Origin of the sequence: Gordonia jinhuaensis, from assembly GCF_014639795.1 — a bacterium.
Lineage (GTDB): Bacteria > Actinomycetota > Actinomycetes > Mycobacteriales > Mycobacteriaceae > Gordonia_B > Gordonia_B jinhuaensis.
Window position 1 is genome coordinate 1 of record NZ_BMGC01000037.1, and the last position, 22,171, is coordinate 22,171.

A 22,171-nucleotide genomic window follows, 5' to 3' on the forward strand; every position below is an offset into this window, starting at 1 on the left:
CGGCGACGTTGGTCACGCTCGAGTTTCTTGTCCACCACAGTCATCAGTGTCTCGGCTTTCAGTCAGGAGCACCGCTACCTCACACAAACCATCTGACACGCTCTCTTCCAGTGTCGCGGCCTCGGTGATCACATGAATGATCACTTGTGCTTCAGCGGCTTGCACCATCGCCGGCGCGGGAACCGTCGCGTCACAGTCGTCGTCGCCGCGGTCGCACTGGCACTCGAACAACTCGCCGGACAACAGGGCGAACACGGCATCGGAGCGGCGGGCCCCGTCACGCCGCGGATCGGACTCGCAGACACTGTTCGCCAACGCGTCGACGCGGGCGGCGGCGACACGGACGTTCTCCGCGGTCATCGACGCATGCAGCACCGCCATGCCGTCAGTCGCGTGCTCGGCCCAGACGCGGCGGGCCTCGTTCGCTGCTTTACGGCGTTCGCGGACGGCGGTGGGGTCGTGGCGGAACACGATCCGATCACACACATCCCGCAGGCGCTGCAGCGACCAGCTCCCCTGCCGCCGCAAAGCCTCCGCCAGTTCCACATCCACCACCGGTGCATAGTCCTGCCCACCGACCAGACCGGTACGCGCAACGATCGTGCGCACATGCCCACCGGCGATCACCCCATCGTGTAGGCAGTGCGCGACAGCAGGCAGCGTGTTGAACAGGTGCATCGCATAACCCAACTCGGTTTCCACCGAGCCTTGGCTGCGCCCGACCATCATCGCGATCTCATTCGCCGCCCGCGCATGCGCGTCATACACACGCTGGTCGGAGTCCATGTACGGCGCGACGAGGCGCTCATACACTTCCGACATTGCCCGAAGACGGTGCCAATCCACCAACGCACCCGCGCGCCGCGCCGACACGACAACCTCACCCAGACCGGCGGTATCCACCTCATCGAGAGACTCGGGCAGCCCCAACACCGAGAGATCCGGCTCCACGTCAACAGACTCTTGATCAACAGACTCTGACTCAACCGGAGACATCGGAACCCCCTCCCGGTGGATGAGTACGACTCGAACCATCTATCGAATACATGTTCGAGACTACCGGTTGAAACATGCCCTGACAAGGGAAAACAGGGCCGAATCACGAATTGCCCAAAGATCATTCACGCGAGTGACAAAGGGAACCGCACACGGCCAATCGCGACAGCTCGACCGGCGCAGCCGCCACTGATCTGGACGTGGGCGTTGTCGATCGGGTGCGCCTGGTCAGAGACATCAGAGCGGTACGGCCTCGGCATCGCCTCACATGCGATCTGATTCCGCCGATCGGTCTGCTGTTCTTTCGTTCACCCGTCCGATATGCCTGGCAGACCGGACATGCCTGCACTAGGGTCTGGCGACATGGACGATGGCTCGGATCTGACCAGGCGATCCGGCCACCGGCAGCAGCTCACCACCGCTGGCACATCCAGTACAGGGACCTCCAGTGCAGAGACTTCCAGTGGTGGCGATCCGGCCGATGCGACGATCCCCCGGCGCACGCTCTGGTCGTATGCCGCCGGCAGCGTCGGCACCGGCGGCTTCGGCACACTCCCCGGGCTCGTTCTGGCGTACTACCTCACCGACACGCTCTCGGTAGCGGCCGGAGCTGCGGCGGTGATCGTGGTGGCCCCGAAGATCATCGACCTCGTGGTGAACCCTGTTGTCGGGGCGCGAAGCGACGCACATGCCCGCGCCACCGGCAGCCGTCGCGGGTACATGATCGCCGGTGCGCTGATGATGCTCCCGCTGTTCATCCTCACCTTCGCCACACCCACCTCACTTCCGGTACCGGCCGCGGCAGTCTGGGTGCTGATCTTCTTCACACTGACCGCGATCGCGTACGCCTTCTTCCAGGCGCCCTATGTCGCATTGCCGGCCGACCTCACCACCGACTACCACGAGCGCACCCGGTTGCTGTCGGTGCGTATCGCAGTGTTGGCGTTGGCGATACTCGTCGTCGGCGCCGGCGCACCGGCCATCCGCGACGCCGCCGGTGGTGGCGCGGGCGGCTACCTCCTGATGGCCATCGCCGCAGCGATACTCATCTGCGCGGGCATGCTCGTCGCGAGCAGATGTGCACCATCGCGCGGCGCCCGCACGCAGACGCACGACCGCGTCGGCGCAGACGGTGGCGCTGTGCTGCGCGAAGGCATCACTGCGTTCCGGGAGATCAGCGACTTCCGAATCCTGTTGGCCGTCTTCGTCCTCCAGGCACTGGCGAGTGCGGTGATGCTCGGCGGCGCACAATACGTGGCCACCTATGTCCTCGACGACACGTCGGCGCTGACTCCGATGTTCGCCGCGCTCGTGGCACCGGCGATTCTGGTGATGCCGCTGTGGTATCGATTCGCCCGACGCCACGGAAAGGTGGTCGGACTGTTCGCGGCGTCGGCCACCTTCACCGTAGCGGCCGCCTCGTTGGTGGTCGCGGTCTGGGCGCCGGGTCCGTGGATGTTCGCCTCGGTCGCCGTCGCCGGCGTGGGATACGCCGGGATGCAAGCGTTTCCGCTGGCGATGTTGCCCGATCCCATCCCCGGCGACGCACAACAGAGCGGCATCGACCGCAGCGGAGCCATCTCGGGAGTGTGGACCGCCGGTGAGACGGTGGGCCTCGCACTCGGTCCGGGTGTATTCCTCCTCGTGCTGGCAGCCTGCGGCTTCGTGTCCTCCTCCGGCGATCACACCGCTACACAATCGAGTACGGCGATCACCGGTATCGCAGTGGGATTCTCGTTGATCCCGGCGCTGCTGGTGGCCGCGAGCATGCTCGTGTTGCGCAGGTATCGCGACACCACCGTCCGACACGACTCCACGAAGCAGACTCTGTGAACGCCGATGACTTGCGGAGGCGCGCCGACGACGCACTGTCGGAGCTGACGTCCCTGCGTGAACACGACGCACCCACGCACGGCGGTCATATCCTGTCCTACGTCTACGATTCGGGACTCGAGATCCTCGACAGTGTCGCCGCCGACGCCGCACGCCTGGTCCAGCCGGTCAACGGCCTCGATCCGACGGTCTTCGGCTCGGTCGCCGCGATGGAGCGCGACCTGATCTCGTTCGGCCGCACAGTGTTCCACGGTCCCGAGGCGGTGGGTTCGGTGACCTCGGGTGGCACCGAGAGCTGTCTGCTGGCGGTCAAGGCTGCCCGCGACCACGCCGGCGCACAGCCCGGCACGGGATCGATCGTCCTGCCGTCCACTGCACACGCGGCCTTCCTCAAGGCGGCAGAACTGTTCGGGCTGCGCGTGATTCGGGTGCCCGTCGACCCCGGCACCACCGCGGTGGACCCTGCCGCGGTGGCCTCAGCGATCGCCGACGACACGGTGTTGGTGGTGGTGTCGGCACCCAACTACCCCACCGGAACCCTCGACCCGGTGGCCGACGTCGCCGAGATCACCGCCGCTCGCGGGGTGGCATTGCATGTGGACGCCTGCCTGGGTGGGTTCGCCCTCGCCTGGTGGGATGGTCCGGACCGGCAAGATCAACTGCCGCCCTGGGACTTTCGCGTTCCCGGTGTGACCAGCTTGTCGGCAGACCTGCACAAATACGGCTACGCCCCCAAGGGTGCCTCGCTGCTTCTGCATGCCGACCGCGACCGCCATCGTGCGCAGTATTTCGCGGTGACTGACTGGCCGGGATATCCGGTGGTCAATCCGACACTGCTCGGGTCGCGGTCGGCGGCCGGACTCGCCGCCGCGTGGGCGATCACCCGCACGCTGGGCGAGTCGGGCTTCGCCGAACTGGTGTCGCAGATCCGCGTTGCGAGCGAACGGCTACTCGCCACGGTCGACGCGATCGACGGATTGCGTGTGGTGGGCGACCCGGTGGGGCCGGTGTTCGCGGTGGCCGCTGACGAGTCCGCCGCCGATCCACTCGACCCACATGTGTGGGGCGCGCAGGTCGGTACGCATGGTTTCACGGTGCAGGCCCAGCCGGCGTTCCCACAGGCCGATGGCACGGTGCTTCCGGCCACCACCCATCTGACGATCACGCCGGTGACCGCACGCGTGGTCGAGGAGTTGTCGGCAGCCATGTGTGCCGCGGCAGAGGAGGTACGGGGCACGCCGGCGGCCCAACCGCCGGCGGCCCTGACAGAACTCGCAGCCGCATTCGACTCCGGTTCGGTGACCGTGGGGCAGGCGTTGTCGTTGCCCAGTGAGGCCGCCGGTGCCGCACTGGTCGCCGCAGGGCTCGATCCCCATGCACCGATCGCCGACGGCGGCTTGGACATGCCATCGATCATCGCGGCGGTACACGCGCTTCCCCGGCCGGTGACTGCGAAACTGCTCGCGGAATTCCTTGCCGCATACTGCAACCCGTAGGCGCGTTCCCGTCTGTGCACAGCTGAGTCGGCGCACCGGCTCCGCCGCGAGATCTCGACACACCCCGACGGTCGACGCTCATCCACCCGCCGCGGCCTGTCAACCCGCACAATAAATCCCATGCAGATGCGGAGCGTGAATCTGTTGCCGACCACGCGGATGATGATTTCCGTCGTCGGCGGGATCGTGGTCGGACTGATCGTCGGCTTTCTCGCATCCGACGGCAGCCTCGGAGTGCTGGCGGGAATCGCGGTCACCGGAGGCGTTTTCGTCGCACTGGGTTGGGCAGCCCTGTGGCCGATGGACGGCGATCAGTCGCGAGCCCATGCCCGCCGCGAGGACTTCAACCCGGCCGTCGACGAGCTGATCGTGGTCATGGCCGCCGTATCGGTGCTCATCGTCATCCTGGCACTGGTGATCGAGGGCGGGTCACATGCGGGACGAGTACCCGCGATCCTGGCCCTGCTGGGGGTGTTCTCGGCGTGGGCGAGCCTGCACCTGATGTATTCGGTGCGTTACGCCTACCTGTACTTCGACGACGACTCGCCCGGCGGTATCGACTTCAACTCCTCGGACACACCGGCATTCCGCGACTTCCTCTACTTCAGCTACAACCTCGGCATGACCTACCAGGTGTCGGATACGGCGGTGTCGGACCCCCTGATCCGCGCCATCACGTTGCGGCACTGTCTTCTGTCCTACGTGTTCGGCGGGGTGATCTTGGCGTCGATGGTCAATCTCGTTGCCGGAATCGTCACCTCGTGACCGAGCCGCGGGCCGAGTTCGGGCTCAGGCGATGCTGCTGACGATCGCCACCACGACGCCGGCGATCGTCAGCACCGCAACCACCAGCGCCGCGGCCAGTGCACGACCTCGCCGACGCTGTTGGATCGAGACGACGGTGGTACCGAGCGCGGCGAGAATCACCGCCGCATAGACCGCGATACCCACCGTGAGCCCGGCAGCCGCCGATTCGCCGTCGGCAAGGAACTGGGGGGTCATGCTGTGTTCCTCGCCGAGCCGGCCACGCTGTACTTGGTGAGCACCTCGGCGGGGATGTGACAGGAGTCCTCCGGGCAGCGAGCGAGCCGATGCTGGTGCTCGTCGGCGCTGCGCACGTAGGTGGTGAGCGGCGCAATCTCCACCGCGACGCGATCGGCATCGTCACGTTCGGCGATGAATGCGCGCGCCGCGTCCAGGTGTGCCGGATTGTCGGAATACACCCCGGTGCGGTACTTCTCGCCGACGTCGGGTCCCTGCTCGTTGACGCTGTAGGGGTCGATGATCTCGAACAGGTAGGCCATCAACTGCCCGACGTTCACGACCGTCGGATCGAATCGGGTGAGCACGCATTCGGCATAACCGTCGTACTCGCCGTCGAGGGGTCGGCTGGCGCCGTTCGCCCGTCCGGCCTCGGTGAACACCACCCCGGGCAATGTCGACACGAATGCCTGCACACCCCAGAGACAGCCGCCAGCCAGATAGATGTCCTCGGTCTCGCCCACGTGCCGATGCTACGACGCACGCACACGGGTTGTGCCACCGGTCCTCAGACGCCGACCGGGACTTCCCCGCATCCGTCACCGGCCTACGTCAAGATCCAGACCGACGCGGGCCGAGTTCAACCACCGCTTGGGCGCGGCCTCAGTGCGAGTGGGGAATTCTCACTCATCAGAATCAAGGTAGGAGAAAGCAGATCAGACAGCACACCGCGTTGCCCCAGTCGACCAGCTGAGCGCAATCGAGCGGGACTCCATTTTGGGGTGGTGCCAGCTCGACCGTCGTGTGGGGTGTCGGGCACACGATCGACTCTCTCGGTCGACACAGTCACGAGATCCTTAGCGGATTCGAATGAGGTCGTGGCAGTTCAAGGCTGTCACAGATCGGGGCATCCGCTGGCGGATCAGCTCACGAGCAACGAACCAGACGGAACGCATCTCTCGTATAGCAAAGGCGCGAAGGCGACCGATTTGTCGTGGATTTCTGATAGCCTTCGGACCAGAATCGTGACGCTGTCGAACGCATTCCCGGGGCAGGAACGTGCGCACGTACGTCACGATCGATCAGCGCGAATACCACGGATGATCAAACAATCCTGACTAGTTCCAGATTGGAATCCACATGACGACAGTGACCCTCAAAGTCCTCGCCGGCGCCGGCGAGGATCGCGCGATCTGGTCCGTCGACATTCAGCCGACCTTTCAGTCGAGTCGACTCTGCGGTGCCTGGATGAACCCCGGACCCGAAGATCTGTCTGATCTGCTGCGCGGACAACCGTTGCTTACTGTCGGTGCGTCACCTGAGCCAGCCGAACTCAGATGCCGGCACATCGACCTCGGCGAGACGCACCAGGCACTCGTAGAGAGCATCGACCAGCTCGCTGCGCTGAATCGCGCCTCACGAACGCCCAAGGGAAATCGACGCGCGCCATTGCCTCGACCCAAGGTACCTGCCATCCCCGAGGACATCCACGCCTCGGGAGGTAAACCGCCGCACGGCTTCGTGAATCCCAGCCCTGCAGCAATCTCCGCCGTTCGCGCTGCCCACTATCTCGCTGCGTTGGCCGATGCCTGGGCAAAAGTCGAAACTCTCCGGCTCAGTCGCGACTACCTCCGCGCTGACACAACGGATCATCGACAATTCCCGGTCAAATTCTCCGCGGACAGCAAGTTGCCAACGGCGAGCACGTTAGCGGAGGCAGCCCCCATCGTCACTGGATGAACGACAAGACGACGATCGAGAAAGACAGGCTATCCGCTGCGGGTGCGAGGATCAGAAAGCTAGGAAGGGTCAGATGGGAACGTTCAATCGTCGAACCAGCAATCCCCTGCTGGAGTCTGGCAAGACCAATGTGACGCTTCCACGGTCAGGGGGCACAACAGCCTCGATACCAAGCATTACAATCACCGATGAGTTTCAGACGGCGTTGGATCTGCTACATGCGGGCAAACATCTCTTTCTTACCGGTAAGGCTGGGACCGGAAAATCCACACTGATACGGCACTATGTGCAGTCCACAAATCGCCGAACCATCACAGTGGCTCCCACTGGAATCGCCGCGCTGAACGTCGACGGTTACACGATCCACCGACTATTCTCGTTCCGGTCCGGGGTCGACGAGGACTTCGTGCGAAGCGCACAGTATCGACCGCAAAGATTCGCCAGGGTGCTGTCCAGTCTCGAGACGCTGATCATCGACGAAGCATCGATGGTTCGCGCCGACCTGTTCGACGCCGTGACAGCGGCGCTTGAACGTTTCGGCCCAAATCCTGGCGCACCAATGGGCGGAGTACAGGTCGTACTCGTTGGCGACCTCTACCAATTGCCGCCCGTCGTCACCGAAGCCGAGGCAGCGTGGATCGAAGCGAACTACTCCACGCCGTTCTTCTTCTCCGCTCACTCTTTCGATCCGACCATTTTTCCGCTTGTGCAGCTCAGCACCGTCTTCCGGCAGCTCAACGATGACCGACTGGTGAGTCTGCTGAACGACGTACGCGAAGGCGAGCTGCTGGAGTCCGCACGGACCGAACTGAACAAGCGGGCCAACCCTGATTTTGAGCCTCAGCTCGACGAGTTCTGGTTGACTCTCGCCACGACGAACCGAATCGTCAGCGCCCGCAATCGACAGATGCTTGACAAGCTTCCGAATCCCTCACAAGCCTTCACAGCCACGATCGAGGGCGAGATCGACGGCTTCGATCACCCGACAGACAACACCCTCGAACTCGCAGTGGGCGCGCAGGTGATGTTGCTGAACAACGATCCTGCTCGTCGCTGGGTCAACGGCACCCTTGGCAAGGTGACCGCAATGGACATCGAGCAGGACGGCCCAGTCATCAGCGTTCTTTTGCGGAATGGCCATACCGAACAAGTGCGCGAGCACACCTGGGAGATCACACGTCCGATCATCCGTGGGGGGTCGCTTGAACACGAGAGAGTGGGCGCCTTCACGCAACTCCCGCTGAAGCTCGCATGGGCCATCACCATCCACAAGTCTCAGGGGCAAACCCTCGACCGCGTGGTCGTCGACCTCACTGGTGGCACGTTCGCCAATGGCCAGCTCTACGTGGCACTTTCGCGGTGTACCAGCCTCGAAGGGCTCGTGCTGCGCCGAGAAGTGCAACCGCGCGATTTGAAGTCCGATATACGTGTCCGGCGCTACCTCGCGACCGGCAAACCGGTGTCCGAAACCAGAGGCGAAGCGTATTTGGCGGTGCTCACGGTGGGAACAGCGGGGAGACAGTGGCGTCCGCGTCCGGTTGAGATCGCAGTCGTCACCGATGACGGTGACGAAGTCACCACTGTCATCAATCCGACAAGTGATCTTTACTCAGCGAAAGCCGACTACAGCATCACCGCACGCGACGTGCAATTGGCCCCGCTGCTGACCGAGGCGTGGCCCGCATTGAGCTCGGTACTTGCCGGTCGTGTACCTGTGGGGCTTCACGTGGATGAGCAACTGAGTCACATCGACTTTGAGTTGAAACGCAACGACATAGTGGAGCCAATCCCACTTGGAATCGACCTCTACGAGAACACGCTGCGTGCCGACGAACTGTCACGACTTTCGGCACCATCCGCGCTCGAACGCGCGCATGCGGTTCGGGACACCGTCCGACGCGTACGCCGTGACGGTGGTGGGCTGCATCGCACGGGCACCGCGTTTCCGCCCAGCTCTCACGGACGCGGCTATCTCCTGTCGCGCACAACTGGGCCAGCAGGGACGACCGAACCGACCGGCTTTGTTGTGGGGGGCACACTGAGCTCGGCCGACCGTCCCGAGAAAGTCCTGGCAGATCTGCTCCGCCAGGCTTGGGACCGCGTCCCACAACCTGACCACGCAGCGATAGCTCGTCTACGAAGCGTAGAGCAGCACTTCGGGGTCAGTATTTTGCCCGACACCGTCGAAGCGAATTCATCCTTCGATATCGAAACTGCACTGACACCAGGAGCGCACGTCTGCTTCTCCGGATCCGTTATCTCAGCCACCCGTGGCGTGTTCTCGAAGGACGAACTTCACCAGTTGGCCCAGTCTCGCAATCTCGTTGCTGTGCAATCGCTAACGAAGACCAAAACTGACGTACTCATTGTTTCGGAGATGGGGTCACAGTCCAAAAAGGCAAAAGACGCAGCAAAATGGGGCAAGCCGGTGTTCGAAGCCGAAGAATTCTTGAAGTGGGCTGAAGGCAAGTAGGGCCGCAACTGACCGAGCTGAAGGTCAGCACGTGCGCAGTGCTACTAGACGTTGAAGCGGAACTCCACCACATCCCCGTCGTGCATCACATAGTCCTTGCCCTCCATGCGCACCTTGCCTGCGGCCTTGGCGGCCTGCATGGAGCCGGCGGCGTCGAGGTCGGCGAAGGAGACGATCTCGGCCTTGATGAAGCCCTTCTCGAAGTCGGTGTGGATGACGCCGGCTGCCTTGGGAGCGGTGTCACCCTGGTGAATCGTCCACGCACGCGATTCCTTCGGCCCCGCCGTCAGATAGGTCTGCAGCCCCAACGTGTGGAAGCCGGCGCGCGCCAACGAACGCAGTCCCGGCTCGTCCTGACCGATCGAGTCGAGCAGCTCCTGGGCGTCCTCTTCCTCGAGCTCGAGCAGTTCACTCTCGACCTTCGCGTCGAGGAAGACTGCGTCTGCCGGTGCCACGGCTGCCCTCAGCTCGGCCTTACGCGCATCATCGGTGAGGATCGACTCATCGGCGTTGAACACGTACAGGAACGGCTTGGCGGTCATCAGGTGCAACTCACGCACCGAAGACAGATCGAACGAATCCTTCTGCGAGAACAGGGTTTTGCCCGAGTCGAGGATCTCCTGAGCCTTCTTGGCGGCCTCGAGCAGCTCGGACTGATCCTTGTTCTTGCGGGCTTCCTTCTCCAGCCGCGGCAGCGCCTTCTCCAGCGTCTGCATGTCGGCGAGGATCAGCTCGGTCTCGATGACCTCGATGTCGGCGAACGGGTCGACGCGGCCGTCGACGTGCACCACGTCGTCGTCGGCGAACACGCGCACCACCTGGCAGATGGCGTCGGCCTCGCGGATGTTGGCGAGGAACTGGTTACCCATCCCCTCACCCTCCGACGCGCCCTTGACGATGCCGGCGATGTCGACGAACGACACGGTGGCCGGCAGGATGCGCTCGCTGCCGAAGATCTCGGCGAGGCGCTCGAGCCGCTGGTCGGGTAGCTCCACCACGCCGACATTCGGCTCGATGGTCGCGAACGGGTAGTTCGCGGCCAGCACGTCGTTGCGGGTCAGCGCGTTGAACAGGGTCGACTTCCCGACGTTGGGCAGACCGACGATTCCGAGGGTAAGACTCACGAGTTGTCAGTGTAGTTGGCCCGAAACGACGAACACCGGGCCAGGTCAGCCCGCGTCCGGTTGTGCGGAATCAGCGCTCGGCTCGTCAGTGGAGTCGCCCTGCGACCCGCTCTCGGATTCACCGTCAGAGGAGGACTTGCCGCGCCGCCAGAAACGGCTCAGGCCGCTGCCGCTGGAGCTCTTCTCCGCATCGCCCTGATCGTCACTCTCGGTCCACTCCCCCGACTTACGCAGGACCTGCTCCTGCATATAACGCAACAAGACAGCCAGACAGGACACCACCGGCACGGCCAGGAAGGCGCCGATCACGCCGAAGATCGACCCGCCGACCGTCACCGACAGCAGCACGATCACCGCGTGCAGGTTCATCGACCGCGACTGCAGCACCGGCTGCAGGATGTTCCCCTCCAGCTGCTGGACGGCGAGAATGATGAGCAGCACTGCCAGCGCCGTCTCGAACCCGTTGGACACCAACGCAACAAGCACAGCCAGTGATCCCGACACGAACGCGCCGACGATCGGCACGAACCCGCCGACGAAGGTGATCAGTGCGAGCGCATAGGCCAGCGGCACGTGCAGGATCACCAGTCCCAGACCGATGAAGAAGGCGTCGACGAAACTGACCACGGCCTGAGTGCGGATGAAGCCACCGAGGGTGGTCCACATCCGCGAGAGAACCTCGCTGAGGTGACTGCCGATCGGCTCACCGGCGGTTCGGCGTAACCACGGCAGAAACCGCGTGCCGTCCTTGAGGAAGAAGAAGCTGATCACCACCGCCGAGAAGAGGGTGAGCAGCACCGACGTGGTGGCCGACACCCCGGAGAACACTCCTTGGGCGATCGAATCACTGCTCTTCTGCAGCTTGTCGGTGATCGCGCTCACCGTCGAGTTGAGCTGGTCGTCGCTGACGTTCAGCGGCGGACCCTGCAACCAGTCGCGCACCTTGTGCACGCCGTCGACCGCCCGGTCGCCGAGATCGGAGGACTGATCGACGATGGAGGGGGCGATCAGAGCGATGACACCGGCGATGATGCCCAGACACACGACCATGACCGTGAACACCGCGACCGCGGGCCGAACACCGTGGCCGCGCAACCACCGCACCGGCGGCCACAGCACCGTGCACAGCACCAGCGACAACAGCACCGGCAGAACGCCGACCCACAGCTTGCCGAGCACGAACCAACCGAGCGCCAGACCCAGGGCGATGACGATGACCCACAGGCTCACTCGCGACCAGGACCGCAGCCCCGACAGCAGCACCTGGTTGCGCGTGGGGTACTCCGACTTCGCCTCGCGCCCGTCCTCGTGTCCGTCGTCGTGCGTGGCGGCCGAGTCCGCATCAGTCGTCATGGGTCGATCGTCACATACTCCGGCACCGATACCACGGATCCTCGCGCAGCCGACTCACAGAATTCGACTGCCCCGCCGACGCGGTTCAGCGGAAGCCGAGAAGGGCCTTCACTTCGAGGAATTCCTCGAAGCCGTAATCGCCCCACTCACGACCGTTGCCGCTGCGCTTGTACCCACCGAAGGGAGCGTCGGCGGCCAGCGGCGCACCGTTGAGTGCCACCGAACCCGCGCGTACGGCCGAGGCGACCTCGCGCACCGCGTCCTCGTCCACACCACTGATGTAGGCAGCCAGCCCGTATTCGGTGTCGTTGGCGATCGCGATGGCCTCGTCGAGGGTCTCATAGGTGATGATCACCAGCACGGGACCGAAGATCTCGTTGCGCGCAATGTCCATGTCATTGGTGACGTCAGCGAAAACCGTTGGGCGAACGTAATATCCGACCGGAAGATCATCCGGTCGGCCGGGGCCGCCGGCAACCACCGTCGCACCCTCGTCGATGCCGCGCGCGATCAAGGTCTGGATCCGGTCGAACTGCCGCTCGGACACCACGGGCCCCAGCATCGCATTCCCACCGGGGTCGCCGACGGTGATCGTCGGCGTCACCTCGCGCACCACATCGAGCACCTCGTCGATCCGGGCGGCGGGGACCAGCATGCGACTGGGCGCATTGCAGGACTGACCCGAGTTGACCATCATCGACCGCACGCCGGCGGCGACGTTGTCGCGCAGCGCCTCGTCGTCGAGGATCACGTTCGGGCTCTTGCCGCCGAGTTCCTGGGTGACCCGCTTGACGGTCGGCGCGGCGGCCATGGCGATGTCGACACCGGCGCGGGTGCTGCCGGTGAACGAGACCATGTCGATGTCCGGATGCGCGGAGATCGCCGTTCCCACACCGGGTCCATCTCCGTTGACGAGGTTGAACACGCCCGCGGGAACCCCGGCCGCATCCATGATCTCGGCCACGATCGCCGCGCTGAACGGGGATACCTCCGAGGGTTTGAGCACCATCGTGCAGCCGGTCGCCAACGCCGGGGCGACCTTGCACATCACCTGGTTGAGCGGCCAGTTCCACGGAGTGATGAAGCCGCACACACCGATCGGCTCCTTGACCACCCGGGTGGTGCCCCGGTCGTCGGTGAAGTCATAGGAGGCCAGCGAATGCGCTGCGGTGACGAGATGACCCAGCCCGATCGGCACCTGCACCCGCTGTGAGAGCTTGCCGGGTGCACCCATCTCCTCGGTCACCGCTGCGGCGAGATCGTCGGAGCGACGCTGATATTCGGCGGCTATCGCATTGAGAAGCTCCACCCGTTCCTCGCGGGAGGTGCGGCCGAAGGTGGCAAAGGCGCGGCGCGCGGCAGCAACCGCCGCATCCACGTCGGCTGCGGTGCCCAGGGCGACCTGCCCGGCCGGCTTCTCCGTCGAGGGGTCGATGACGTCGAGCAGGTTCAGCTCAGCCGGTTCGACCCATTGTCCGTCGATGTAGAAACGAGTGATCTCACGCATGAGTCCGAGACTATTGCGCCCGGGGGCATCCGATACCCGGATTGGCCGGATCGACTCACCTCGTTGGCGACTCGTCGGCCGACACCGGTCGCGAGTCAGTCGCGGCGGTGACGGTGAACGAGTCGTCCGATCGACTCGAGCATCGAGTTCACCGCGGCGATGTCGCCGGATGCGCCGCTCTCGTGCTGGGCGTCCTCATACTGGGTGCCCTCGTGCGGGGTGGGGGTGGAACGGGACGCGGCCACCTGCGCGGCGAGACGCGCCGCGCGCTTACGACCGCGACGCCCCTTCGCTTCGGACTCGAGTGCCTGCACTATCTGCTGTTCGCCGTAGAGCCCCATCATCATCTCGAGTCCCCAGCCGGGAAACTCGGAGAGCGGTAGGTCCTTGCGACGCCAATTCGTAACGCTCATGTAAACAATCATGGCACGAAGGGTGGGTCACATGCACACATAAATGTCCCCTGAGGTGGAACTTTGTCGGTTACGGGCAGCACCCGAGCTTCGCGACATCTGTTGCAGGAGTGGATGCACTGATGTAAGTCGTCCACTCCTCCACCGCGATGGCCGATTCCCGCCAGCGGAAGCCACGGTGCACGTGACATCGTGGGGTCATGTCCGAGTCCGATCCGATCGAGACAACCGAGCACATCACCGGAGCTCTCGACCATGCAGCGTGCTATCGCGCCGTCGATGCGCGTGACCGCCGCTTCGACGGACAGTTCTTCACGGCCGTGCGCACCACCGGCATCTACTGCCGGCCGTCGTGTCCGGCGCGTACCCCGAAACCTGCCAATGTCGAGTTCTTCACCACCGCGGCCGCCGCACAGGAACGTGGCTACCGCGCATGCCGCCGGTGTCTGCCCGACGAAGTACCGGGGTCGCCGCGTTGGAATCTCACCGACGACCTCACCGGGCGCGCCATGCGGCTGATCGGTGACGGGGTGGTCGAGCGTGGTGGCGTGAACGGACTTGCCGCCGCACTCGGGTACTCCCCGCGCCACCTCAACCGGGTGCTCACCGCCGAGCTCGGTGCCGGGCCGCTCGCACTGGCCCGTGCACGGCGCGCCACCGATGCCCGCATCTTGATCCAGCGGACGTCGATGCCGATGTCGCAGGTGGCCTTCGCCGCGGGATTCGCCTCGATTCGCCAGTTCAACGACACCGTCCGCGCGGTGTTCGACCAGTCGCCGAGCGAACTGCGCGCCCGCGGAGTGCGGGCATCCGCCGATCCCGATGGTGCTGCCGGAGCCGGAGGTGCGCTGACCCTCACGCTGGCACTTCGCGAACCCTATTGCGTCGACTGGATGACGGGCTTTCTCGCCGGTCACGCCGCGCCCGGCATCGAGACGATGCATGGTGAGGAGTACCAGCGGACCCTGGACCTCCCGCACGGTGCCGCGCTGGCGTCGGTGCGGCTGACGCAGCCACCCGAGCGGCCGGCGGCGCGGGTTCGGCTGTGGAATGTGGACATGCGCGACGTGGGCGTCGCGGTGACCCGGCTGCGTCGGCTGCTCGACGCCGACGCCGATGCCGCCGCCTCCGACGCCGCACTCAGCGCCGACCCGACGTTGGCGCCGTTGGTGCGACGGTCACCGGGACTGCGCGTGCCGGGAGCCGTCGACGGCTGGGAGATGCTCGCGCGCACCATCATCGGACAGCAGGTGTCGCTGGCAGCAGCACGGACACACACCGCCACGCTGGTGTCGGCTCTGGGTCGACGGGTGCAGGCCGACCTGTCCACCGATGCGCCCGGGTTCGTGTTCCCGACTCCCGAGCTGGTCGCCGAGCGGGGACACGAAGTACTGCGCGGACCCCGAGCACGCACGCGCACCCTCGTCACCGTGGCCAGAGCGGTCGCCGAGGGGCAGATCGAACTGCATCCGGGTGTCGAGTCGGCGCGGTTGCAGCACGCGCTGCAGGCGATGCCCGGCATCGGGCCATGGACGGCCGGATATGTCGTCATGCGCGTACTCGGCGACCCCGACGTACTGCTGAGCGGTGATCTGGTGATCCGCCGCAGCGCTGCATCACTGGGCCTCACGCTGCCCGGTCCCGGTCGCGGCCCGGCCGGGAGGGCCTGCGCCGAAGGACCGTCAGTCGAACGGACGTCTCAGTGGTCCCCGTGGCGCTCGTACGCGTCCATACATCTGTGGCGCCATCACTTGCTCGCCACCACCGGCGCCGCGGGGTGCGATCCGACCCGTCCGCCGGCCACCGACCGCACCGCGGTACCCGCGACACGTCGCGGCCGCCTCACCTCAGGGAGCATCGCATGACACTGACCGCCGACCCCCACGAAGATCACACCCGCGCGGACGATGGCCGCGAGTGCGACCGCGGCACCGACGCACGATCACCCCGCGCTGCCGCGCCGGCTCGCACGGCCACCGTCGACACCCCCGACGGCCCCTTCACGGTGGTGTCATTCGACGGCGCCGTGCTGGCCTCGGGATGGGTCGCCGACCCGGAACACCTGCGCAGGCTGATCGCCCCACAGATCAGACCGGCGCAGCTGGTCGAGGACCGGCAGCTGGGCACCATCACCGACGCGGTGGCGCGCTTCTACGACGGCGATGCCTCCGCACTCGAGGAGGTACCGGTCCGCCAGCGCGGCGGCCCGTTCATCGAACACGCGTGGGCGACGCTGCGGTCGGTGCCGGCCGGCGAGACGGTCACCTATTCGCAGTTCGCCGAACTCGCAGGCCGTCCCGCGGCCATCCGGGCGGCGGCGAGTGCCTGCGCCCGCAACGCGGCCGCCCTGTTCGTACCGTGTCATCGGGTGTTGCGGATCGACGGCGCGCTCGGCGGATTCCGCTATGGACTCGAGGTGAAGAAGTCACTCATCGACCGTGAGAGTGCGTCGGCTGCGCATGATGATCGCCCATGATCTCGTGCAGGATCCGGTGGACGATGGCGTCGGGTCGAAGGCGATAACGCACCTCGCGGCCTGACTTGTCGCCGTCGATCCAGCCCTCGTCGCGCAGTGCGCGTAACGACTGCGAGGCGGTGTTGGGACTGATACCGGCCAGCTGCGCGAGGTCGTTGACCGTGCTGTCGGGCCGGTGGTGCATCCCGACGATCAGTCGCAGCCGCGTCGGGTCGGAGAGCAGCGTGAATCTGCGCGACCAGGCGTCGGGGTCGAGCTTCTCCTCATCATCTGGTGGCACAGGTACCGACATCCTGATGATTATGCCCGGCCCTGCCGACATCGGGAGGTGTCCACAGCCCGTCCCGGCGAGGCACCGGCGTTTGTCGGACCCGGCGGGCACGATGACGCACATGTCAGCGTCAACAGCCTTCGCCGCCGTCCTGCTGCTGGCCGTCGGACTCGCCGCAGGTGTCGCCATCGGGTGGCTCATCCGCGCGGGTCGCGATGCCGCGTCCGTCGCCGGTGCCCGCGCCGAACTCGCCGCGGTGCGTGAGTCCCACGAGTTGCTGCTCACGTCGGTGGCGGCGGCCAGCGAGGATGCCGCCCGCCGCCAGTCCGGCGCCATCGGCACCCAGGTGTCCCAGATCGTCGGGCCGTTGCGTGAGACCCTCGACGCGCTCGGCGACCAGTTGCACCGCACCGAGCTCGACCGGCGCAGCGCCTACACCGGCCTCACCGAACAGGTCGGCGAGATGCGTCTGGCCTCGGCCCGACTGGGTACCCAGACCCATCGCCTCGCCTCCGCGCTGCGGACGCCGCATGTGCGTGGCCGCTGGGGAGAGATGCACCTGCGGCGGGTGGTGGAGCTGTCCGGTCTCACCGAACACTGCGACTTCGACCTGCAGACAAGCGGCTCGTCGGAGCACTCCGGAGGCGTTCGCCCGGACATGGTGGTGCACCTCACCGGCGGCCGCTCGGTGATCGTCGACGCAAAGGTGCCACTCACCTCCTATCTGGAGGCGGTGGAATACGAGGGTGATGGCACTCCGCAGGACTCCCTGCTGCGTGAGCATGCGCGGGCTCTGCGGGCGCATGTGACCGCCCTGTCGGCGAAGAAGTACTGGGCGGCGTTCGACCCGTCGCCCGAGCTGGTGGTGCTGTTCATCCCGGCCGACCCGATCCTCGAGGCCGCCTTGCGCTACGACAGCGACCTGCTCGAGTACGCGTTCGCCCGCAACGTGGTGGTGGCGACGCCCACGAGTCTGGTCGCGCTGCTGCGCACGGTCGCGGTGACGTGGCGCCACGACGCGCTGACCCGTGACGCGGCGACGATCCTCGCCCTCGGACGCGAACTGCACCACCGGATCGGCACGGTGTGCGGTCACCTCGACAAGTTGGGAACGTCGTTGAACCGCTCGGTCGACTCCTTCAACAGTGCGATCGGCGCGATGGAGAGTCGGGTGGCGGTGACCGCCCGCAAACTCGGCGAGATGGAGAGCCTCGCCGGCGGCACCGACGACGCGCCTCCCGAGCTCGTCCCGGTGGACCAGCACGCCCGGGAGGTGAGCACAACACGCCTGGGCAACGCCGTCTGACCGGCTCGCCGAGGCCTTGATGCCTGATTCTCAGCTGCAGCCGGTACCGTCTAGGCGTGCTGTCAGGCAAGTTGGCGGGCGCCGCCGTGCGCGACGATCAGCAATCAGTGCTGCCCGGAGTCCGTGGTGTCCCGTGGTGGGGCGCGATGGTGATCGCGCTCGCGCTGACGGCCATCGGCGCTGCCATCAGCTCAGCCGACGGCGGGCTGGGCCGCTGGTTCAAGATCTTCTACGTGCTGGGATGCGTCCTCGCTGTGCTCGCAGTCCGCCGGCGCGCTCTTTTCACCGCTGCCATCCAGCCCCCGCTGGTGCTGTTCGCCGTCGCACTGGTCACCGAATACTCGGTGCAGTCGGGCAGCAGCGAAGGCCTCAAGGGGCTGGTGATCAACGTGCTGCTACCCATCGCCAAGCTCTTCCCGCTGATGGCGTGGACGTTCGTGGTGGTGCTGGCCTTGGCCGGGGGCCGCTGGTATCTCACCCGCACCCCGTCGACCGAGAGTCCGCAGAAGCCCAACCCGCAGCGCTCGGCGACGAAACGGCCGCGGCAGAGCGGTCGCGGCGAGTCCGGCCGATCATCGGCACGGAACTCGAGCCGAACCGCCCGAACCACCCGGTCCGGCGACGACGCGACCTCCGCCGACCGTCCCCGCGCCGCCACCCGCCAGTCGGCAGGCGAAGCCGCGCGCGGCCGACGCACCTCCCGTGACCGCGCCCCGCGCAGCTCCGGCACCGAGTCCACACACCGCGAACCATCGTCCACACACCGCGAACCGTCACCACATCGAGAGACGTCTCACCGCGACGCCGCCCCACGACGCGAACCGGCAGGCCGACGCGAGCCCGGTCAGCGAGATGCCGCGACCGGTGCCGCCGAACGCGGACCGCGCCGCCCGGTCACCGAACAACCGGTGCGCGCGACCGCGCGTGCCGACGCATCCGCGCAGACCTCGGCTCGACGCACACAGGCTGCCAACACACGGGCTGCGAACACCCAGGCTGCGAGTACGCAGGCCTGGTCGCATCCCGCCGCTCACCCCGGTTCGGGTGTGCGTTACCGCGACTACTGAGCCCGGTCCCGCGCTGGGCAGCTGCACTCAGAGTCGACCGTCTCAGTGGTCACGGGTCTCAGTGGTCACGGGTCTCGGTGGTCACGGCCGGCAAGCCGCAGCGAGGCCTCCGCTGCTTGCCGCAATTGAAATCCGTACATGGGACCGTGGCTGGCCGCGTGGACCGCCAGCGGATGCAGCTGATGGACCGGCACCCGCTCACGCCAGCCGCGGCGCAGTGCGTGAGTGGCGGTGTACCCCTGCTCGATCTCGTCGAGCAACGGGCAGCCGAAGAGCTCGAGCATCGCCAGGTCGGTCTCGCGGTGCCCGCCGTGAGCGGCCGGGTCGATCATGACCGCACCGCCGGGTGTCCACACCACATTGCCGTTCCACAGGTCCCCGTGGATGCGCGCCGGCGGGTCCGGGTCGTCGAACCGACCATCGGCGATGATCTCGCATACCCGCCGGACGATGTCGTGATCCTGCGCACCGAGATTCCCGCGCCGACGCGCCTTGTCGGCGAAAGGCATGACGCGTTCAGCCGCGTAGAACTCTCCCCAGCGCTCGTGCGTGCGTGAACTCATCGGCTGCGAACCGATGTACACCTGTCCGCTGAAGCCGTCCGGCGGGCTGCCGAAATGCGCGGCACCGGCATCGTGCATGCGGGCCAGCGCGGCACCGAAGGGTCGCGCGGCGGCAGTCGAAGGTCGGGTGGTGTCGAGTTGTTCGAGATCAATGTGGTGTTCCCCACGTCGATGACCTCGACCACCGGCGCGCCGGCCGCACCGAGCCAGCGCAGGCCGGCGGCCTCGGCTGCGAAGAAGTCGACGGGGGCGTCGGCGCGCTCTTTGTGGAACACCATGTGGGTCAGCGATCGGCCGAGCGCAACCGGTCGTCATCCTCGCCGGCAGGGTGGGCAGTCACCGCACCGGCCCGCGCCAGGTGGTCGAACTGGCGGTTGGCCAGACGCATCGCGACCTCGTAGGGGAATGCGAATTTGCGCGCCCACCAGTAGCCGAAGCGCACGTCGAAGGATGTGTAGACCAGGAACCGGTTACGCCGCACCCCGTCGAGGATCGCCTCGGCAGCACGTTCCGGGGATACCGCGACACGCTGGAATCGATGCACCGCCGAACGTACCGACTCGTCGGATATGTCGACGCCGGCGATCTGAACGGTGTCGACCAGCGGTGTGGCGACCGCGCCCGGACACACCAACGACACCCCGATGCGGTGTTTGCGCAGGTCGAAGCGCAACACCTCGGACACCCCGCGCAGACCGAACTTGCTCGCGCTGTAGGCGGCGTGCCAGGGAAACGCGAGCAGCCCGGCCGCCGACGAGACGTTCACGAGGTGACCGCCCTGGCCTCGCCGGATCATCGGTGGGACAAAGCACTCGATGACGTGGATCGGCCCCATCAGGTTGACCTCGACCAGCGACCGCCACTGCTGGTGTTCGAGGGTGTCGACCGTGCCCCAGGCAGAGATACCCGCGACGTTCATCACCACGTCCATCACACCCACCTCCGCCTCGACCCCGGCGGCGAATCGGCGCACCCAGTCGTAGTCGGAGATGTCACCGGCCTGGTGGAAGACGACCGTGCCGCCCGATGCGGTGATCTCGGCGACAGTCGCGTCGAGCCCTTCGGCGCCGAGATCGGTGAGCACGAGTTCGGCCCCCTCGGCGGCCGCCGCCACCGCCGTAGCGCGGCCGATCCCGCTGGCCGCACCGGTGATCAGGACACGGCGGTCTCGCAACGATCGCACCGGAGGCTTCATGTACACCAGGTCGACGAGGCTCATGGATTCAGCCTAGGTGCCCAGCACGGGTGCAGCCGCCGTATCGGCGATCACATCGGCAGCTTGCCGCCGAACACTGCGTAGATCACCGAGAGCATCGAGGTGAGGACCTGCGAGCTCACATCCTGGCCCTGACCGGCAAGCAGATTGCGGAAGTCGGTGGGAGTCTTCACCTTCGACAGTGCGGTGAGGAACGGTCCGATGGCCTCGAGTCCCGACAGGTCGACGGGCTTGTCGCCGTTGCCGTTGATCGGGGTCGAGGGGCCCGACGGCGCCAGCGGGAGGCTCGGCGTGCCCACGCCGGCCGAGGCCGGGGTGAGGTACGACATGATGCCGCCCGTGATCGCCGCAGCGTATTTCACCTGCCCTTCGGTGCCCGACAATGCCTTGGCCTCGTCAGGATTCGACAGGTTGCCCATCTCGATGAACACATCGGGCACGGTCGTGAGGTTGACCGCAGCGATGTCGGAGCGGGTCTGCAGACCGTTGGTGACGCCGGCGTAGTTGGCCGGGGTGAAGCCGGCCTTGACGAAGGAGTCGCGCATCGCGGTCGCCGCCCGCAACCCCCCGTTGGACTGCGCCGTGTTCGCTGCCGCATTCGGCAGCGGCAGCTGCGGGACGATGATGTGGAAACCCTTGTCCTTGGTGTCGGCGGTGGTCGAGGTGGAGTCGGCGTGGATGTTCACCGCCACGTCGGCCTTCGACTCCGATGCCGCCTTCGCGCGCTCGTCGACGCAACCGCCCCATCCGGTGTCGTCGGGTCGGCTCAGCACCACCTTGGCTCCCTGGGACTCCAGCCCGGCCTTGACCAGCGTCACCACATCCCAGTTGATGGTGTGCTCGGGCACGCCGGTGACCGCGGTCGCGCCGGTGGTCTGGCACGGCTTGGTACCCCCGCGTCCGTCGGGAACCTGCTTGTCGAGATCGTGTCCCGCGCCCGAACCCTGGTGGCCGGGATCCAAGAACACCGTCTTACCGGCCAGCGTGGTGCCCGTGGCCGGAGTGGTCGCCACCGGCGCGGGTGTGTGCGGCGCGGGTGCCGGTGCGGTCACGGGTGCGGGCGACGACGGCGCCGCGAATGCCGTGGCCGGTGCCACCAGACCGCCGGCCACGAGTGTCGCGACAGCTCCGACGACGACACGTCCACTCGCGATCCGGCCGTGTGTACGGCTGCGCCTGGGCCCGCTGGCAGTTGGTACCGACATGCTCGCTCATCACCTCGACAACTCGTCCGGGTCTCGACACGCGAGAGTCCGGTTCGCACGGATCATTCACTCTCAATGGCAACATTGGTCACTTTAGCCACAGAAGTCACAGTGAACCAGGGACTGGGCGACTTGTGAAATCCGTCGACCG

19 protein-coding genes and 1 pseudogene are annotated in these 22,171 nt (G+C 66.2%); 9 read left to right on the forward strand and 11 right to left on the reverse strand.

The window, feature by feature from the left end; all coding sequences use genetic code 11:
- Positions 1-12 precede the first annotated feature (12 nt).
- Complete coding sequence (locus IEW22_RS16945) at positions 13-951, reverse strand: DUF222 domain-containing protein (RefSeq protein ID WP_188588096.1); 939 nt, start codon at positions 949-951, stop codon at positions 13-15.
- 408 nt (positions 952-1,359) lie between these two features.
- On the opposite strand from IEW22_RS16945, the gene IEW22_RS16950 reads away from it, so the two are divergent.
- The 3 genes from IEW22_RS16950 (at position 1,360) to IEW22_RS16960 (ending at position 5,090) form a co-directional block, all read left to right on the forward strand.
- Positions 1,360-2,829, forward strand: coding sequence for an MFS transporter (locus tag IEW22_RS16950; protein ID WP_188588098.1), 1,470 nt, complete (start codon positions 1,360-1,362; stop codon positions 2,827-2,829).
- Positions 2,826-4,325, forward strand: coding sequence for a pyridoxal phosphate-dependent decarboxylase family protein (locus tag IEW22_RS16955; RefSeq protein WP_188588100.1), 1,500 nt, complete (start codon positions 2,826-2,828; stop codon positions 4,323-4,325). The genes IEW22_RS16950 and IEW22_RS16955 overlap by 4 nt, the downstream gene beginning before the upstream one ends.
- Before the next feature lie 126 nt (positions 4,326-4,451).
- Positions 4,452-5,090 carry a DUF1345 domain-containing protein gene (locus tag IEW22_RS16960; RefSeq protein WP_373284229.1) on the forward strand — a complete coding sequence of 213 codons (639 nt, stop codon included), beginning with the start codon at positions 4,452-4,454 and terminating at the stop codon, positions 5,088-5,090.
- A 24-nt stretch (positions 5,091-5,114) separates the two neighbouring features.
- On the opposite strand, the gene IEW22_RS16965 is transcribed toward IEW22_RS16960, so the two are convergent.
- Positions 5,115-5,327, reverse strand: coding sequence for a hypothetical protein (locus IEW22_RS16965; RefSeq protein WP_188588102.1), 213 nt, complete (start codon positions 5,325-5,327; stop codon positions 5,115-5,117).
- Positions 5,324-5,830, reverse strand: a complete 507-nt coding sequence (locus IEW22_RS16970) for a peptide-methionine (S)-S-oxide reductase (protein WP_188588104.1) — start codon at positions 5,828-5,830, stop codon at positions 5,324-5,326. Before IEW22_RS16970 ends, IEW22_RS16965 begins: the two co-directional genes overlap by 4 nt.
- 616 nt (positions 5,831-6,446) lie before the next feature.
- Between IEW22_RS16970 and IEW22_RS16975 the strand changes: the two genes are divergently transcribed.
- Both IEW22_RS16975 and IEW22_RS16980 read left to right on the forward strand, forming a co-directional pair.
- On the forward strand, positions 6,447-7,046 hold the full coding sequence (locus IEW22_RS16975) for a hypothetical protein (RefSeq protein ID WP_188588106.1): 600 nt from the start codon (positions 6,447-6,449) through the stop codon (positions 7,044-7,046).
- Between the two features lie 73 nt (positions 7,047-7,119).
- Positions 7,120-9,519 (forward strand): AAA family ATPase, encoded by a 2,400-nt coding sequence (locus IEW22_RS16980; RefSeq protein ID WP_188588107.1) that lies wholly within the window; start codon positions 7,120-7,122, stop codon positions 9,517-9,519.
- Positions 9,520-9,563: 44 nt separating this feature from the next.
- On the opposite strand, the gene ychF is transcribed toward IEW22_RS16980, so the two are convergent.
- The 4 genes from ychF to IEW22_RS17000 form a co-directional block, all read right to left on the reverse strand.
- A complete protein-coding gene (gene ychF, locus IEW22_RS16985; protein ID WP_188588109.1) occupies positions 9,564-10,643 on the reverse strand; it encodes a redox-regulated ATPase YchF in 1,080 nt (359 codons plus the stop codon).
- A gap of 45 nt (positions 10,644-10,688) precedes the next feature.
- A complete protein-coding gene (locus IEW22_RS16990) occupies positions 10,689-11,996 on the reverse strand; it encodes an AI-2E family transporter (protein WP_188588111.1) in 1,308 nt (435 codons plus the stop codon).
- 85 nt (positions 11,997-12,081) lie between these two features.
- A complete protein-coding gene (locus IEW22_RS16995) occupies positions 12,082-13,503 on the reverse strand; it encodes an aldehyde dehydrogenase family protein (protein WP_188588113.1) in 1,422 nt (473 codons plus the stop codon).
- Positions 13,504-13,598: 95 nt separating this feature from the next.
- Positions 13,599-13,916, reverse strand: a complete 318-nt coding sequence (locus tag IEW22_RS17000) for a hypothetical protein (protein ID WP_188588115.1) — start codon at positions 13,914-13,916, stop codon at positions 13,599-13,601.
- A 200-nt stretch (positions 13,917-14,116) separates the two neighbouring features.
- Here IEW22_RS17000 and IEW22_RS17005 point away from each other — a divergent pair, with 200 nt between their 5' ends.
- A complete protein-coding gene (locus IEW22_RS17005) occupies positions 14,117-15,781 on the forward strand; it encodes a DNA-3-methyladenine glycosylase 2 family protein (protein ID WP_188588117.1) in 1,665 nt (554 codons plus the stop codon).
- Positions 15,778-16,392, forward strand: a complete 615-nt coding sequence (locus IEW22_RS17010) for a methylated-DNA--[protein]-cysteine S-methyltransferase (protein WP_188588119.1) — start codon at positions 15,778-15,780, stop codon at positions 16,390-16,392. The genes IEW22_RS17005 and IEW22_RS17010 overlap by 4 nt, the downstream gene beginning before the upstream one ends.
- On the opposite strand, the gene IEW22_RS17015 is transcribed toward IEW22_RS17010, so the two are convergent.
- Complete coding sequence (locus tag IEW22_RS17015) at positions 16,346-16,684, reverse strand: ArsR/SmtB family transcription factor (RefSeq protein ID WP_188588121.1); 339 nt, start codon at positions 16,682-16,684, stop codon at positions 16,346-16,348. The genes IEW22_RS17010 and IEW22_RS17015 overlap by 47 nt on opposite strands.
- A 100-nt stretch (positions 16,685-16,784) precedes the next feature.
- Here IEW22_RS17015 and IEW22_RS17020 point away from each other — a divergent pair, with 100 nt between their 5' ends.
- Complete coding sequence (locus IEW22_RS17020) at positions 16,785-17,969, forward strand: DNA recombination protein RmuC (RefSeq protein WP_188588123.1); 1,185 nt, start codon at positions 16,785-16,787, stop codon at positions 17,967-17,969.
- A gap of 56 nt (positions 17,970-18,025) precedes the next feature.
- Positions 18,026-19,036, forward strand: coding sequence for a DUF6542 domain-containing protein (locus tag IEW22_RS17025; RefSeq protein ID WP_188588125.1), 1,011 nt, complete (start codon positions 18,026-18,028; stop codon positions 19,034-19,036).
- A 65-nt stretch (positions 19,037-19,101) separates the two neighbouring features.
- On the opposite strand, the pseudogene IEW22_RS17030 reads toward IEW22_RS17025, so the two are convergent.
- The 3 genes and pseudogenes from IEW22_RS17030 to IEW22_RS17040 form a co-directional block, all read right to left on the reverse strand.
- A pseudogene (locus IEW22_RS17030) lies at positions 19,102-19,877 on the reverse strand (fructosamine kinase family protein).
- Between the two features lie 5 nt (positions 19,878-19,882).
- The gene (locus IEW22_RS17035; RefSeq protein ID WP_188588128.1) at positions 19,883-20,818 is read right to left on the reverse strand and encodes an SDR family oxidoreductase; all 936 of its coding nucleotides are present in this window, start codon (positions 20,816-20,818) and stop codon (positions 19,883-19,885) included.
- 47 nt (positions 20,819-20,865) lie between these two features.
- Positions 20,866-22,020: an N-acetylmuramoyl-L-alanine amidase gene (locus IEW22_RS17040; RefSeq protein WP_188588130.1), complete on the reverse strand. Its 1,155-nt coding sequence runs from the start codon at positions 22,018-22,020 to the stop codon at positions 20,866-20,868.
- Positions 22,021-22,171: the final 151 nt, after the last annotated feature.